Source organism: Siccibacter colletis (genome assembly GCF_025914095.1).
GTDB lineage: Bacteria > Pseudomonadota > Gammaproteobacteria > Enterobacterales > Enterobacteriaceae > Siccibacter > Siccibacter colletis.
In genome coordinates this window covers 2,202,123-2,216,603 of sequence record NZ_CP074352.1, presented here as the reverse complement: position 1 = coordinate 2,216,603, position 14,481 = coordinate 2,202,123, and the positions used below count along the sequence as shown (strand labels likewise).

Annotated in this window: 15 protein-coding genes and 1 other annotated feature; of the genes, 9 read left to right on the top strand and 6 right to left on the bottom strand. The window is 56.3% G+C overall.

From position 1 onward, the window contains the following. Positions 1–2: 2 nt before the first annotated feature. Together trpD and KFZ77_RS10725 are read right to left on the bottom strand one after the other, a co-directional pair. Positions 3–1,598, bottom strand: a complete 1,596-nt coding sequence (gene trpD / locus KFZ77_RS10730) for a bifunctional anthranilate synthase glutamate amidotransferase component TrpG/anthranilate phosphoribosyltransferase TrpD (protein ID WP_264384172.1) — start codon at positions 1,596–1,598, stop codon at positions 3–5. Then, positions 1,598–3,160 (bottom strand): anthranilate synthase component 1, encoded by a 1,563-nt coding sequence (locus KFZ77_RS10725; RefSeq protein ID WP_264384171.1) that lies wholly within the window; start codon positions 3,158–3,160, stop codon positions 1,598–1,600. Before KFZ77_RS10725 ends, trpD begins: the two co-directional genes overlap by 1 nt. Before the next feature lie 26 nt (positions 3,161–3,186). Further along, positions 3,187–3,282: a sequence feature (Trp leader region), on the bottom strand. Between the two features lie 159 nt (positions 3,283–3,441). On the opposite strand from KFZ77_RS10725, the gene rnm reads away from it, so the two are divergent. After that, positions 3,442–4,323, top strand: a complete 882-nt coding sequence (rnm, locus tag KFZ77_RS10720; protein ID WP_264384170.1) for an RNase RNM — start codon at positions 3,442–3,444, stop codon at positions 4,321–4,323. Next, the gene (locus KFZ77_RS10715; protein WP_031524076.1) at positions 4,320–4,940 is read left to right on the top strand and encodes an L-threonylcarbamoyladenylate synthase; all 621 of its coding nucleotides are present in this window, start codon (positions 4,320–4,322) and stop codon (positions 4,938–4,940) included. The genes rnm and KFZ77_RS10715 overlap by 4 nt, the downstream gene beginning before the upstream one ends. A gap of 41 nt (positions 4,941–4,981) precedes the next feature. Here KFZ77_RS10715 and KFZ77_RS10710 read toward each other — a convergent pair whose 3' ends face one another. Next, entirely contained in the window at positions 4,982–5,227 is a 246-nt protein-coding gene (locus KFZ77_RS10710; protein ID WP_031524077.1) for a hypothetical protein, read from the bottom strand. 285 nt (positions 5,228–5,512) lie between these two features. On the opposite strand from KFZ77_RS10710, the gene rluB reads away from it, so the two are divergent. After that, the gene (gene rluB, locus KFZ77_RS10705; RefSeq protein ID WP_031524079.1) at positions 5,513–6,427 is read left to right on the top strand and encodes a 23S rRNA pseudouridine(2605) synthase RluB; all 915 of its coding nucleotides are present in this window, start codon (positions 5,513–5,515) and stop codon (positions 6,425–6,427) included. Between the two features lie 35 nt (positions 6,428–6,462). Here rluB and cobO read toward each other — a convergent pair whose 3' ends face one another. Together cobO and KFZ77_RS10695 are read right to left on the bottom strand one after the other, a co-directional pair. After that, positions 6,463–7,053: a cob(I)yrinic acid a,c-diamide adenosyltransferase gene (gene cobO / locus KFZ77_RS10700; protein WP_264384169.1), complete on the bottom strand. Its 591-nt coding sequence runs from the start codon at positions 7,051–7,053 to the stop codon at positions 6,463–6,465. Then, positions 7,050–7,811, bottom strand: a complete 762-nt coding sequence (locus KFZ77_RS10695; RefSeq protein WP_264384168.1) for a YciK family oxidoreductase — start codon at positions 7,809–7,811, stop codon at positions 7,050–7,052. Before KFZ77_RS10695 ends, cobO begins: the two co-directional genes overlap by 4 nt. A 255-nt stretch (positions 7,812–8,066) precedes the next feature. Between KFZ77_RS10695 and sohB the strand changes: the two genes are divergently transcribed. Further along, positions 8,067–9,116: a protease SohB gene (sohB, locus tag KFZ77_RS10690; protein ID WP_035891670.1), complete on the top strand. Its 1,050-nt coding sequence runs from the start codon at positions 8,067–8,069 to the stop codon at positions 9,114–9,116. 37 nt (positions 9,117–9,153) lie between these two features. On the opposite strand, the gene KFZ77_RS10685 is transcribed toward sohB, so the two are convergent. Further along, positions 9,154–9,405, bottom strand: coding sequence for a YciN family protein (locus KFZ77_RS10685; RefSeq protein ID WP_264384167.1), 252 nt, complete (start codon positions 9,403–9,405; stop codon positions 9,154–9,156). A 403-nt stretch (positions 9,406–9,808) separates the two neighbouring features. Between KFZ77_RS10685 and topA the strand changes: the two genes are divergently transcribed. The 5 genes from topA to ymiC all read left to right on the top strand — a co-directional run bounded on the left by topA (position 9,809) and on the right by ymiC (position 14,462). Further along, complete coding sequence (gene topA, locus KFZ77_RS10680; RefSeq protein ID WP_264384166.1) at positions 9,809–12,406, top strand: type I DNA topoisomerase; 2,598 nt, start codon at positions 9,809–9,811, stop codon at positions 12,404–12,406. A 183-nt stretch (positions 12,407–12,589) separates the two neighbouring features. Beyond that, complete coding sequence (gene cysB, locus KFZ77_RS10675) at positions 12,590–13,564, top strand: HTH-type transcriptional regulator CysB (protein WP_264384165.1); 975 nt, start codon at positions 12,590–12,592, stop codon at positions 13,562–13,564. 346 nt (positions 13,565–13,910) lie between these two features. Beyond that, the gene (locus KFZ77_RS10670) at positions 13,911–14,039 is read left to right on the top strand and encodes a YmiA family putative membrane protein (RefSeq protein ID WP_072002068.1); all 129 of its coding nucleotides are present in this window, start codon (positions 13,911–13,913) and stop codon (positions 14,037–14,039) included. Between the two features lie 2 nt (positions 14,040–14,041). Then, the gene (locus KFZ77_RS10665) at positions 14,042–14,212 is read left to right on the top strand and encodes a hypothetical protein (RefSeq protein WP_169738135.1); all 171 of its coding nucleotides are present in this window, start codon (positions 14,042–14,044) and stop codon (positions 14,210–14,212) included. A 151-nt stretch (positions 14,213–14,363) separates the two neighbouring features. Then, complete coding sequence (ymiC, locus tag KFZ77_RS19715) at positions 14,364–14,462, top strand: small membrane protein YmiC (RefSeq protein WP_313795553.1); 99 nt, start codon at positions 14,364–14,366, stop codon at positions 14,460–14,462. Positions 14,463–14,481 lie beyond the last annotated feature (19 nt).

The following is a 14,481-nucleotide window of genomic DNA, read 5'->3' as shown; positions in this document are numbered from 1 at the left end:
TTTTACCCTCTGGCTGCCAGCGCGGTGACGCGGTCGTAAGCGCCGCCGTTATGTAGCACTGTCAGCACCTGTTGTGCGTTGGCTTTTAAGTCTTCTTTTCCGTGCAGGCGCATCAGCATGGCAACGTTTGCCGCCACCGCCGCTTCATGCGCGCGCTCGCCTTTACCTTGTAACAGGCGGGTAAGAATGTCACGGTTTTCTTCCGGCGTACCGCCTGCCAGCTCCTCCTGCTGGTACGGCGCCAGACCGAAGTCCTCCGCAGTAAGCTGGTAGCTTGTGATCTCATCATTATGCAGCTCCGCGACAAACGTCGGGGCGTGCAGCGAAACCTCATCCATTCCGCCGCTGTGCACCACCGCGGCCCGCTTATAGCCCAGCACGCGCAGGGTTTCAGCAATCGGCAGTACCAGTTCCGGGCTGTAAACACCGATCAACGCCAGCGGCGGATGCGCCGGGTTAATCAGCGGGCCGAGCACGTTGAACAGCGTGCGGGTTTTCAACTGCTGGCGCACCGGCATGGCGTGACGGAACCCGGTGTGGTACTTCGGAGCAAACAGGAAACAGACCCCGAGATCGTCCAGCGCCTCGCGGGAGGCTTCCGCGCTCATATCAAGATTGATGCCGAATGCGGCCAGCAGGTCCGAAGAGCCAGAGCGGCTGGACACGCTGCGGTTGCCGTGTTTCGCCACTTTCAGCCCCAGCGCCGCAGCAACAAAGGCGCTGGCGGTAGAGATGTTAATACTGTTGCTGCCGTCGCCGCCGGTGCCGACGATGTCAGCGAACGGGTAGTCGGGGCGCGGGAACGGGGCGGCATCTTCCAGCAGGGCGGAAGCGGCACCGGCGATCTCAACCGGCTGCTCGCCGCGCACCTTCATGCTTACCAGCGCGGCAGCCAGCTGCTCCGGCTTCAGCTCGCCGCGTACCACAGCGCTGAACAGCTGGTGGCTCTCTTCGCGGCTCAGCGTTTGCGCGCCATAGAGTTTCTCAAGGATCGGCTGGATAGCATTCTGCGGCTGCTGCCGGGTCAGCGCCCAGGCCAGGGTCTGCTCCAGCAGGCGTGCCCCCTGAGTGGTGAGAATGGATTCGGGATGGAACTGGAAACCGCACACCCGGTCGGTATCGTGACGTACCGCCATCACCATGCCGTTGAAGTGCGCATTGACGGTGAGCCCGGCCGGGATGTCGCTCCCGACCAGCGAGTGGTAACGCGCAACCGGCAGCGGGTTGGCGAGGCCGCTGAACATTCCCTGACCGTCATGCTCAATGCTGGATGCTTTGCCGTGCAGGATCTCGCCCGCCTGGCCCACGTAACCGCCATAGGCTTCGACAATCGCCTGATGACCGAGGCAGATGCCGATCACCGGCAGCGTGCCGCGGACGCGGGTCAGCAGCTCCGGCATACAGCCTGCTTCGGACGGCGTGCCGGGGCCGGGGGAGAGCATCAGCACCGGGTTGTCCATAGTCGCCAGGCGGTCAATCAATGTCTGAGCCGGGACGTGGTTGCGGTAGATCACCACGTTATGACCGCTCGCGCGCAGCTGATCTGCCAGGTTGTACGTAAAGGAATCAAAGTTATCGAGCAGCAGAATGTCAGCCATCAGAAAATCTCCTGAGCATGGTGTGCGGTAGCGATAGCGCGCAGTACCGCGCGGGCTTTATTGCGGGTTTCGTCGGCTTCGGACTGCGGCACTGAGTCCAGCACCACGCCGGCCCCGGCCTGCACCGTGGCAATGCCGTTTTCCACCCAGGCTGAACGAATGACGATGCAGGTATCGAGATCGCCATGCGCAGTGAAGTAACCCACCGCGCCGCCGTAGCTGCCGCGGCGCGTGCCTTCCGCGTCGGCGATAAGTTGCATCGCCCGCACTTTCGGTGCGCCGCTGAGGGTGCCCATGTTCATGCAGGCGCGATAGGCATGCAGCGCGTCGAGATCGTGACGCAGTTCGCCCACCACGCGCGAGACCAGGTGCATCACGAAGGAGTAGCGGTCAACTTTGGTCAGGTCGGCGACGTAGCGCGTTCCTGGTGTGCAGATGCGCGCCAGGTCATTGCGCGCCAGGTCCACCAGCATCAGGTGCTCAGACAGCTCTTTATGGTCAGTGCGCATTTCAAGTTCGATGCGGCTGTCGAGGTCGCGATCCAGCGAGCCGTCAGCGCGACGTCCGCGCGGGCGGGTGCCGGCAATCGGGTAGATCTCAATCTGACGCGAGGTCTGGTCATACTTGAGGGAGCTTTCCGGCGAGGCACCGAACAGCGTGAAGTCGCGATCCTGCATAAAAAACATGTACGGGCTGGGGTTGCTCTTTTTCAGCGTGTCGTACGCCGCCAGCGGCGACGGGCAGGGCAGCGTAAAGCGACGCGACGGCACTACCTGGAAGATTTCCCCGGCGCGGATCGCTTTCTGCATGGCGCGCACCACGCTGCCGAATTCATCATCGGTCTGGCTACAGCCAGCCTGCATCTGCGGCACGGCCTCGACCGGCAGCGGGGCGGCAGGCAGAGTAAGCTGCTGTTTGATCTCTGCCATGCGGGCCGTGAGGCGCTCACGCTCTGTTACTGACGGGGTAAACAGGCTGGCCTGAATGCGGGTGCTTTTTTTCTGGTGGTCGATCACCAGTAAGGTTTCGGCCAGATAGAAGCAGTAGTCCGGGCAGCTATTTTCCGTGCGCAGGGCAGGCAGTTCTTCAAAGCCGGCCACAAGGTCATAGGCGAACAGTCCGCCAAAAAACATCGCTTCGCGTTCGTCGGCGGGAACGGTGACCAGGTTTTGCAGCAGGCGGAAAGCATCAAATACCGAAAGGGAACACAGACGGGCATCTTCATCGAGCAGATTACTCACGGCAGGAAAGCGCAGGGTACGGCCATCAGCACAGGGTTGATTATCTACGCCCGCCGGCAGAGCCTCATCAAGCAATGTTAACAGACCGGTGCCGTTCTCGGTCAGTGCGGTAATAGTGACAGTGTCACCCAAGGCGGTAATGCGCAGCGCGCTATCCACCAGCAGCAGGCTTTTCAGGTCATCTTTACTGTCGATGTCTGCTGATTCCAGCAGCAGGGTAGCCGGACGGCTGGCGCAGAGCTGATTAAACAGCGCCGTCGGGTTATCCCGGTACTGCCCGTCAGCGCTAAGAAGTTCGAGTGCCGGTTTTTGTGTTTGCATGATCTGCTCTCGTTATAATGCTGCTCAAAAAAAAGCCCGCGTTAAGCGGGCCTGGTATCTGATTGCGTGGAACGCACATGTGAATACACCGCCCGATATCAGGAGCTGCGCCACCAGATGCGAAGTGCGATACGTGCTTTCATGTCAGATACCCTGTTGTGCGTGAACTTGCGTACTAGTTAACTGGTTCAATGAAATAAAGTCAACCCCAGGTTTCAGATATTTATCAGGAATCGTTATCATGGCCGCTGAATCATCCGTTTCACTGGCCTGGAGTCGTTTTGAGCACACCCGAAATTCCCCTGATTTATGACCTGCACAGCCACACCACCGTGTCGGACGGCGTATTAACCCCCGAGCAGCTGGTGCATCGCGCCGTTGAAATGCGCGTTGGCACGCTGGCGATCACGGACCATGACACCACCCAGGGTATCGCCCCGGCACGGGCAGAAATTGCGCGCGCCGGCCTGCCGCTGACGTTGATCAACGGCGTTGAAATTTCCACGCTGTGGGAAAATCACGAGATCCATATCGTCGGGCTCAACATGGACATTGACCATCCGGCGCTGGTTCAGCTGCTGGCCGAACAGGCAGACAAGCGCCGTCAGCGGGCGGTGATGATGGCGGAGCGCCTCGCTAAAGCGCGTATTCCCGGTGCGCTGGAAGGGGCGCAGCGTCTGGCCGATGGCGGGGCAGTTACCCGCGGCCACTTCGCCCGGTTTCTCATCGAAGACGGGCGTGCGAACAACATGGCCGATGTTTTCAAACATTATCTGGCGAAAGGGAAAACCGGCTATGTCCCGCCGCAGTGGTGTACAATAGAACAAGCCATTGATGTCATTCATCATTCCGGTGGGCTTGCCGTCGTTGCGCACCCCGGTCGCTACGGTCTCTCCACAAAGTGGTTGAAACGGCTACTGGCGTGGTTCGCGGAAAAGGGCGGCGATGCAATGGAGGTCGCGCAGTGCCAGCAGGCACCTAATGAGCGCAGCCAGCTTAGCGCCTGGGCCGGGCAGTATGGGCTGCTTGGCTCGCAGGGATCCGATTTTCATCAGCCCTGCGCCTGGATTGAGCTTGGCCGTAAACTCTGGATGCCGGCAGGCCTTGAGCCAGTATGGGCACGCTGGACGCCACCGGAAGCGATACAAAGAGAGGTAGTATGAGCCAGTTCTTCTATATTCATCCCGATAACCCACAGCAGCGGCTGATCAACCAGGCCGTTGAGATCGTCCGTAAGGGCGGCGTGATTATCTACCCGACCGACTCCGGTTACGCTCTGGGCTGTAAGCTCGAAGATAAAGGCGCGATGGAGCGCATCTGCCGCATTCGTCATCTGCCGGACGGGCATAACTTCACCCTGATGTGCCGCGATTTGTCGGAGTTATCTACCTATTCGCATGTCGATAACGTGGCGTTCAGGCTGATAAAAAACAATACGCCCGGCAACTACACCTTTATCCTGAAAGGGACGAAAGAGGTGCCGCGCCGCCTGTTGCAGGAGAAGCGTAAAACCATCGGCCTGCGCGTGCCGTCGAATCCTATTGCGATAGCGTTGCTGGAAGCGCTGAACGAGCCGATGCTCTCGACGTCGCTGATGCTGCCCGGGAACGAGTTTACCGAGTCCGATCCGGATGAGATTAAGGATCGGCTGGAGAAGCAGGTGGATTTGATTATTCACGGCGGCTATCTGGGCCAGCAGCCTACTACGGTTATCGATCTTACCGATGACGCCCCGGTGATCCTGCGTGAAGGGGTGGGCGACCTCACACCGTTCCTGTAAATGTCATGCCGCCGCACCCTGCGGCGGCGTTAACACGCTGACTATTCCGCTTCCTCCACCACAAAATTCCCGCCTTTGTTTTTAATGACGTAGCGGAGATCATCATCGCACACCACGGTCACCGAGCCGCCAAAGGCCGCAGGGTAGACGCCGTTGACCAGGTTACAGGGGTGTCCGGCCTGACGAATCAGGGACTGAGACTGTGCTTTGATGGTTGCGGAACCGGTGTCCGCTGCCAGCGCTGCGCCGCAGGTGAAACTCAACAGCAGTAACAGAGTTTTGTTCATTATTATTTCCTTATAATTATTACTGTTCTTACTAATTCATCGGCATTATTACCCGGGTAATTAATCGTTAATTACGATTACCTAACGTAAATCAAACACATAGATAACTTATTCTGCCTCCCTTTCAGCCGGGTAATCAGCGCCGGGCGCACTGAATAAATGCCGTTACAGCAGCCAACAAAGCAGGTATAATATCCGGTCTGAAAAAACGTAATACGTTGATTTTCTACCCTATTTAGTACACCCACTCCGACGCCTGGGAAGGCGACACTCAAAGGAAGCTCCATGAGCGAAAAGTTACAGAAAGTCCTGGCGCGCGCAGGTCACGGGTCGCGCCGCGAAATCGAAGCCAAAATTGAAGCCGGTCGCGTGAGCGTTGATGGCAAAATTGCCACCCTCGGCGACCGCGTAGAAGTGACGCCAGCCCTTAAAATCCGCATTGACGGTCACCTGGTTGCGGTCAAAGAATCGGTAGAGCAGATCTGCCGCGTGCTGGCGTATTACAAGCCGGAAGGCGAGCTGTGCACCCGCAACGATCCGGAAGGTCGCCCGACGGTATTCGATCGCCTGCCAAAACTGCGCGGCGCGCGCTGGATCGCGGTAGGCCGTCTCGACGTCAATACCTGCGGTCTGCTGCTGTTCACCACCGATGGTGAACTGGCGAACCGTCTGATGCACCCGAGCCGCGAAGTTGAGCGTGAATACGCCGTGCGTGTGTTTGGTGAAGTGGACGACGCAAAAATCCGTGAGCTGGGCCGCGGCGTGCAGCTGGAAGACGGTCCGGCGGCGTTTAAAACCATTCGCTTTACCGGCGGGGAAGGCATCAACCAGTGGTATAACGTCACCCTGACCGAAGGGCGCAACCGCGAAGTGCGTCGCCTGTGGGAAGCGGTAGGCGTGCAGGTGAGCCGTCTTATTCGCGTGCGCTACGGCGATATCCTGCTGCCAAAAGGCCTGCCGCGCGGCGGCTATACCGAACTGGATCTCGCACAGACCAACTATCTGCGCGAACTGGTGGAATTAACGCCGGAAACCGCCAGTAAAGTGGCAGTTGAAAAAGATCGTCGCCGCATGAAGGCGAACCAGATCCGCCGTGCGGTAAAACGCCACAGCGAAATCAACAATAACAACACCCGTCGCAGCAGCAGTAGCCGTCCCGGCAGCACGCGTCAGGGCAGTACCCGCAACAAAAACAGCTAATCCTTTCGGCTCCCCCATTACGCGGGGAGCCGCTCTCAGTAGTCGATCCCCAGTTGCGCCTTAATACCGGCATCAAACGCATGTTTGACCGGGCGCATCTCGGTCACCGTATCGGCTACTGCCGTGATGTCGCGGTGACAGCCGCGCCCGGTGATAATCACCGTCTGCTGCGCGGGGCGATTTTGTAACGCCGTCAGCACCGTTTCCAACTGCAGGTAGTCGTACGCCACCATATAGGTAAGCTCATCCAGCACCACCAGATCCAGCGCCGGATCAGCCAGCATCCGTTCCGCGTGCTGCCAGACGGCGAGGCAGGCGGCGGTGTCGGTTTCGCGATTCTGCGTATCCCAGGTAAATCCCGTTGCCATCACCTGGAACTCCACGCCGTGCGGCTCCAGCAGGTTGCGCTCGCCGTTAGGCCATTCACCTTTGATGAACTGAATGACAGCCGCTTTTTTACCGTGACCGATGGCGCGCGTGACCGTGCCGAAGGCGGCGGTGGTTTTACCTTTCCCGTTGCCGGTAAATACCATCAGGATGCCGCGCTCTTCCTGGGCGGCCGCGATACGGGCATCCACTTTTTCTTTTACTTTTTGCTGGCGCTGCTGGTGGCGATCATCACTCATTCGGCAATACCCGCTTTGCGGCCCGGCTGCGCGTCCACGCTCATGCCGGTTTTACGACGGCTGTCATCTCCCATCAACCACAGGTAAACCGGCATAATATCGCGCGGCGTTTTTAACTTGTCTGCGTCTTCGGTCGGGAAGGCGCTGGCGCGCATTTTGGTACGCGTTCCACCCGGATTGATACAGTTAACCCGCAGGTTATGCTGTTTATACTCTTCGGCCAGCACCTGCATCATCCCTTCAGTGGCGAATTTTGATACCGCATAGGCACCCCAGTCGGCGCGGCCCTGACGGCCTACGCTGGACGTAGTAAAGACCAGCGAACCGGAATCGGACTTCAGCAGCAGAGGCAGCAGCGCCTGGGTCAGGAAAAAGGTAGCGTTAACATTAACCTGCATCACCTCGAGCCAGCGCGCTTCCTGCTGCTGATCCATTGGCACGATATCCCCGAGCACGCCGGCATTGTGCAGCACGCCGTCGAGGCGCGGCACCATCGCTCCAACCTGCTGCGCCACCGCATCACAGTCCGCGCGGGTCGCGGTCGCCATATCCAGCACCGCCCACTGCGGCAGCGCGTAACCCTGCTGGTGGATTACCTGCGCAACCTGCTGCAGCTTTTCTTCGTTGCGCCCGAGCAGAACAAGCTGCGCACCGTAGCGGGCGTAGGTGAGTGCCGCTTCTTTACCGATGCCGTCGGTGGCGCCAGTGACGAGGATAATGCGGTTTTGCAGCAGATCGTATTGAGGTTGGTAGTGCACGGAAGGCTCCTGTGGCCGGCGTCGTTGCTAAGCGGCCCGTTTCATGTCGCATTGGTCCCCGCTTTATGCCTCAATATGACAGTGAATTCAATCAGCCCGGCGGAGACAATCCCCGTGGTTAATATTTTGCAAAGGTTTCACTGCAATGAAGAAATTCAGGAAGCTGCCTCGCATGTTTATAGTTGAGGCGAGACGCAACTACCCGCGTCGGGTAGACTGTAACAATTGTGAATGCTTGATATTAAGGCGGAATCTGTGGAATTACTTGCTGAGTATGGATTGTTCTTAGCCAAAATCGCAACGGTGGTAGTCGCTATTGCCATTGTCGTTACCCTGATTGTGAACGTGGCGCAGCGTAAAAAGCAGCATAAGGGAGAGCTGCGGGTAACCAACCTGAGCGAAGAGTATAAAGAGATGCAGGAAGAGGTGGCCGTTGCTTTCCTCGAGCCGCATGAACAAAAAGCCTGGCACAAAGAGCAGAAGAAAAAGCGTAAGCAGGAGGCCAAAGAGGCCAAAGCACGGGCGAAACGTGGAGAACGCGCCGCGCCGGGCAAATCGAAAGTCTATGTGCTCGATTTTAAGGGCAGCATGGATGCGCACGAAGTGGGATCGCTGCGCGAGGAAGTCACCGCCGTGCTGGCAGTAGCGAAACCGCAGGATGAGGTGCTGGTGCGTCTCGAAAGCCCCGGCGGCGTGGTTCACGGCTACGGGCTTGCCGCCTCACAGCTGCAGCGTCTGCGCGAGCGTAATATTCCGCTCACCGTGGCGGTAGATAAAGTTGCCGCCAGCGGCGGGTATATGATGGCCTGCGTGGCGAACAAAATTGTCGCCGCACCCTTTGCCATCCTCGGCTCCATTGGGGTGGTAGCGCAGATCCCTAACTTTAACCGCCTGCTCAAGCGTAACGACATCGACATCGAACTGCATACCGCCGGTCAGTACAAACGTACGCTGACGCTGCTGGGTGAAAACACTGACGAGGGGCGCGAAAAGTTTCGTGAAGATCTGAATGAAACGCACCAGCTGTTTAAAGCATTTGTTCACGAAATGCGTCCGTCTTTAGATATTGATGCAGTCGCCACCGGGGAGCACTGGTACGGTATTCAGGCGAAGGAGAAAGGACTGGTGGATGAGGTGTCGACCAGCGATGACCTGCTGCTGACGCTGATGAAGCAGCACGACGTGGTTTCTATCCGGTTTGCCCAGCGTAAAAAACTGATGGATCGATTCACGGGGAGCGCAGCGAAAAGCGCAGAAGGCGTGTTGCTGCGCCTCTGGCAGCGTGGTCAGAAACCGCTGCTGTAGGAGTAATAAAGAAGCGAGGCATGAGCCTCGCTTTTTTTTACTCCTGCAGATGGTATTTCTCAGAAAGCGTGTGGGCCAGATATTTGAACATATTAAATGCCGCCGTGCTTTTAGCGGTGGGCAGCCCTTGCTCATCAAGAAAGTACTCGCCGCCGAAAACCAGCACGCCGTTTTTCTGCGTAACGCTGGTAGCAACCATCCCGGCAATGTAGTCGTCATGTGCACGGATGAGGCGGTTAGCTTCGGCCAGCAGACGTTCGCTATCGATAGGTTGGGTAGTTTCTTGCATATTTTTAGCTCCTTACAAACTGACGTAAGTGTACTGCTGTCCCCGGGCGCGGCGCAAATTTTCCCTGCTGCAAACAGGGTTATAGCAGGGGGGCGCTTTCTGGCATGAACCCTGATTGCATGCTAATAAAGTTGCGTAACGAATTTTATCAGGTAGAGTGTGACGCTTTCATAAATCAGGCATCAGATTTGCTTGACATTCGACCGAACTTCCGTCGCGCCGCAACGGCTGAGAGAGAAAGAGACGTTATTTCAGTAACGTGTGCTTTGTGAACAACAGGCGTTAACAGGATGCGGGGTTGATATCTGCTGACGCTGCCGCGATATTAAACGGCACGTTGTCAGCAGCAGGATATCCGGCAAGCGACGACTTCCTGGACGAAACACATTAGGTAAAGGTGAATATGGGTAAAGCTCTCGTTATCGTTGAGTCCCCGGCAAAAGCCAAAACGATCAATAAATATCTGGGAAATGACTACGTGGTTAAGTCCAGCGTTGGTCACGTCCGGGATTTGCCGACCAGTGGCTCAGCTTCGAAAAAGAGCGCGAACTCTGCCTCCACCAAAACGGCGAAAAAAGCCAAAAAGGATGAACGCGGCGCGCTGGTTAATCGCATGGGGGTCGATCCCTGGCATGAGTGGGAAGCACAATATGAAGTGCTGCCCGGTAAAGAAAAGGTGGTTTCCGAGCTGAAAGCCCTGGCTGAAAAAGCTGACCACATCTATCTCGCAACCGACCTTGACCGCGAAGGGGAAGCCATCGCATGGCACCTGCGGGAAATCATCGGCGGCGACGACAAACGCTACAGTCGCGTAGTGTTTAATGAAATCACTAAAAACGCCATTCGCCAGGCGTTTGAGAAACCGGGTGAGCTGAACCTCGACCGTGTCAACGCCCAACAGGCGCGCCGCTTTATGGATCGCGTAGTGGGCTATATGGTATCGCCACTGCTGTGGAAGAAAATCGCCCGCGGCCTGTCTGCCGGACGCGTTCAGTCCGTTGCGGTGAGACTGGTGGTGGAGCGCGAGCGTGAAATTAAAGCATTCGTCCCGGAAGAGTACTGGGAAGTCGATGCCACGTTAGCAACACCGGGCGGCGATTCGCTGCCGGTGCAGGTGACGCACCAGAATGATAAGCCATTCCGCCCGGACAACCGCGAACAGACCATGGCCGCGGTCAGCGTGCTGGAAAAGGCGCGTTACAGCGTACTGGAGCGCGAAGATAAGCCGACCAGCAGCAAGCCTGGCGCACCCTTTATTACCTCCACCCTGCAACAGGCGGCGAGTACCCGTCTGGGCTTCGGCGTGAAGAAAACCATGATGATGGCTCAGCGTCTGTATGAAGCGGGTTACATCACCTATATGCGTACCGACTCCACCAACCTGAGTCAGGATGCCATCAGCATGGTGCGGGGTTATATTGACAGCAGCTTCGGTAAAAAATACCTGCCGGAGTCGCCGAACCAGTACGCCAGCAAAGACAACTCTCAGGAAGCGCATGAAGCCATTCGTCCTTCCGACGTGAGCGTGGTTGCCGAGTCGCTGAAGGACATGGAAACCGACGCCCAGAAGCTGTACCAGCTGATCTGGCGCCAGTTCGTGGCCTGCCAGATGGTACCGGCCCAGTATGACTCCACGACGCTGACCGTTGGCGCGGGCGAGTTCCGCCTGAAGGCGCGCGGTCGTATCCTGCGCTTCGATGGCTGGACCCGTGTGATGCCGGCGCTGCGTAAAGGCGATGAGGATCGCACCCTGCCTGCGGTAAATCAGGGTGACACGCTGTCGCTGATTGAACTGATGCCTGCTCAGCACTTCACTAAACCGCCTGCGCGCTTCAGCGAAGCGTCGCTGGTAAAAGAGCTGGAAAAACGCGGTATTGGTCGTCCGTCTACCTATGCATCCATCATTTCGACCATTCAGGATCGTGGCTATGTGCGGGTTGAAAACCGCCGTTTCTACGCCGAAAAAATGGGTGAAATCGTCACCGATCGCCTGGAAGAGAACTTCCGCGAGCTGATGAACTACGACTTTACCGCGCAGATGGAGAGCAGCCTCGACCAGGTGGCGAACCATCAGGCCGAGTGGAAAAAGGTACTGGACAACTTCTTCAGCGACTTTACCAAGCAACTCGATACCGCTGAAAAAGATCCTGAAGAGGGCGGTATGCGCCCGAATCAGATGGTGCTGACGACCATCGATTGCCCGACCTGCGGTCGCAAGATGGGTATCCGTACCGCCAGTACCGGCGTGTTCCTCGGTTGCTCAGGCTATGCGCTGTCGCCGAAAGAGCGCTGCAAAACCACCATCAATCTGGTGCCTGAGAACGAAGTTCTGAACGTGCTGGAAGGTGACGATGCTGAAACTAACGCGCTGCGCGCCAAACGCCGCTGTCAGAAATGCGGCACGGCGATGGACAGCTACCTTATCGATCCCAAGCGTAAGCTGCACGTCTGCGGTAACAACCCGGGCTGTGACGGCTACGAGATCGAAGAGGGCGAGTTCCGCATCAAGGGTTACGATGGTCCGATAGTCGAGTGTGAGAAGTGCGGCTCCGAAATGCACCTGAAAATGGGGCGCTTCGGTAAGTATATGGCCTGCACCAACGACGACTGTAAAAACACGCGTAAGATCCTGCGTAATGGTGAAGTTGCGCCGCCGAAAGAAGATCCGGTTCCGCTGCCGGAGTTACCCTGTGAAAAGTCGGATGCTTATTTCGTGCTGCGTGATGGTGCCGCCGGGGTCTTCCTCGCAGCCAATACCTTCCCGAAATCACGCGAAACGCGCGCGCCGCTGGTGGAAGAGCTGTATCGCTTCCGCGATCGTCTGCCGGAAAAACTGCGCTATCTGGCCGATGCGCCACAGCAGGATCCGGAAGGCAACAAGACGGTGGTACGTTTTAGCCGTAAAACGAAGCAGCAGTATGTGGCTGCTGAGAAAGAGGGCAAAGCGACCGGCTGGTCTGCCTTCTTCATCGACGGCAAGTGGGTGGAAGGTAAGAAATAAGCTTTCACTCATGTGAATGTTCCAGAAGGGCCGGTTATCCGGCCCTTTTTTATGCGTCTTATTATTTTTTTCTCGCCGCTATACACACAAGCTATAAATGATATAGTGGTTATAGTAATCTCCTTTCTTATTATTAAATCGTCTTAGCATGCGCATGCGCGCCGCTTTCATCCGGGACAGGCCATGAAATTACAACAGCTTCGCTATATCGTAGAAGTGGTTAACCATAACCTAAATGTGTCATCTACCGCCGAGGGGCTCTACACCTCGCAGCCCGGGATCAGTAAGCAGGTGCGTATGCTTGAGGATGAACTGGGCGTACAGATTTTTGCGCGCAGTGGGAAGCACCTGACGCAGGTAACGCCGGCGGGGCAGGAGATCATTCGCATCGCCCGCGAGGTGCTGTCTAAAGTCGATGCTATCAAATCCGTGGCGGGGGAGCATACCTGGCCTGATAAAGGCTCGCTTTACGTGGCAACCACCCATACTCAGGCTCGCTATGCGCTTCCGGGAGTGATTAAGGGCTTTATCGAGCGCTATCCACGCGTTTCGCTGCATATGCATCAGGGCTCGCCCACGCAGATTGCCGAAGCGGTATCGAAGGGCAACGCTGACTTTGCCATCGCAACTGAAGCGCTGCATCTGTATGACGATCTGGTGATGCTGCCGTGCTATCACTGGAATCGCTCGATTGTGGTTACGCCTGAGCATCCGCTGGCATCTAAAGAGTCGGTGACTATCGAAGAACTGGCTCAATATCCGCTGGTCACCTATACCTTCGGTTTTACCGGCCGCTCAGAGCTCGACACCGCGTTTAATCGCGCTGGCCTGACGCCGCGCATCGTCTTTACCGCCACCGACGCCGACGTGATTAAAACCTATGTGCGTCTCGGCCTGGGAGTCGGGGTGATTGCCAGTATGGCGGTTGACCCGATTGCTGACCCGGATCTGGTTCGTCTGGATGCGCACGGTATCTTCAGCCACAGCACCACCAAGATCGGTTTCCGCCGCAGCACCTTCCTGCGTAGCTATATGTATGATTTTATTCAACGCTTTGCGCCGCATTTGACGCGTGATGTGGTGGATACTGCGGTTGCCCTGCGTTCGAATGAAGATATCGAAGCGATGTTCAAAGATATTAAATTACCCGCCAAATAATCCCGACACGACACTTCCTCTCACGGGGCGTTATCCGCGCCCCTAAATCAAATATCAAAGCGAAGTTATTCCCCTAACGTAAATAGCCTGCAAATAAAAGCCATGCGTAATTGATGGTTAAAGGACCGCTGCGTGCGACAAAAGTAGAAACTATTTGTCGGCTGTGCAAATTTCTCACTTCAATTATTTATTTCAGGTCAAAAGATTAAATATTTAGTCCATAAACAAACGTAAATTCACTGGATTTTCGTCTACAGTATCTTTAAGATTTATCTCAACAGACGATTAGCTCTGCCAATTGATTGGTGCGAATATGATTAGTGATACCGATTGCACGAGGTTAGTAATGCCGACAGGAAGTGAAGAGCCGCACAAGGATGATGCGCTGAAGCGCAAAGCCTGGATTGCGGTGTTTTTGCTTTCAGCCCTGTTCTGGGCTGGTGTGGCGCTGCTGGTCTGGAATTTCTGGGGCTGAGCATGAGTGTTCAGCAACGTCACTACTGCGCACGCGAAATGTGTCAGCCGCGTGAAGCACAAGAAAAGTCTGAAAGTGCTGAATCTGTTGTGATTCCGGCCTCCTGGAAGCTCTCAGCTCAGCAGCAAGCTTTTATTGAGCTGTTTGCGGAACCAGATCACAAAAAACAATAATGGCAGCAACGTCATTACAATAGTTTCTTAAAGTCATTAACACTTTTAATTTAAAAACGACGTTTTGTACTGGGCGATAATTACAGACAGCATACTCTGAACTGAATAACTCTTCAGTTTATATGAATGATTCTTATTTGCGGTGTGAACTATGAATAACGTTATCAGTGTCAAATACTGGTCCTGGTTTGGGGCCTTCGCCGTCTCCTCACTGGTCTGGGCTCAGCTCCTGTGGGTGATACTGCGCTAACACGTCCTGTTTGGATCTA

Coding starts and splice junctions, on each gene's coding strand:
- trpD (WP_264384172.1), bottom strand. CDS start 1,598: ATGGCTGACATTCTGCTGCTCGATAACTTTGATTCCTTTACGTACAAC.
- KFZ77_RS10725 (WP_264384171.1), bottom strand. CDS start 3,160: ATGCAAACACAAAAACCGGCACTCGAACTTCTTAGCGCTGACGGGCAG.
- KFZ77_RS10715 (WP_031524076.1), top strand. CDS start 4,320: ATGAGCCAGTTCTTCTATATTCATCCCGATAACCCACAGCAGCGGCTG.
- KFZ77_RS10710 (WP_031524077.1), bottom strand. CDS start 5,227: ATGAACAAAACTCTGTTACTGCTGTTGAGTTTCACCTGCGGCGCAGCG.
- rluB (WP_031524079.1), top strand. CDS start 5,513: ATGAGCGAAAAGTTACAGAAAGTCCTGGCGCGCGCAGGTCACGGGTCG.
- cobO (WP_264384169.1), bottom strand. CDS start 7,053: ATGAGTGATGATCGCCACCAGCAGCGCCAGCAAAAAGTAAAAGAAAAA.
- KFZ77_RS10685 (WP_264384167.1), bottom strand. CDS start 9,405: ATGCAAGAAACTACCCAACCTATCGATAGCGAACGTCTGCTGGCCGAA.
- topA (WP_264384166.1), top strand. CDS start 9,809: ATGGGTAAAGCTCTCGTTATCGTTGAGTCCCCGGCAAAAGCCAAAACG.
- cysB (WP_264384165.1), top strand. CDS start 12,590: ATGAAATTACAACAGCTTCGCTATATCGTAGAAGTGGTTAACCATAAC.
- KFZ77_RS10670 (WP_072002068.1), top strand. CDS start 13,911: ATGCCGACAGGAAGTGAAGAGCCGCACAAGGATGATGCGCTGAAGCGC.
- KFZ77_RS10665 (WP_169738135.1), top strand. CDS start 14,042: ATGAGTGTTCAGCAACGTCACTACTGCGCACGCGAAATGTGTCAGCCG.
- ymiC (WP_313795553.1), top strand. CDS start 14,364: ATGAATAACGTTATCAGTGTCAAATACTGGTCCTGGTTTGGGGCCTTC.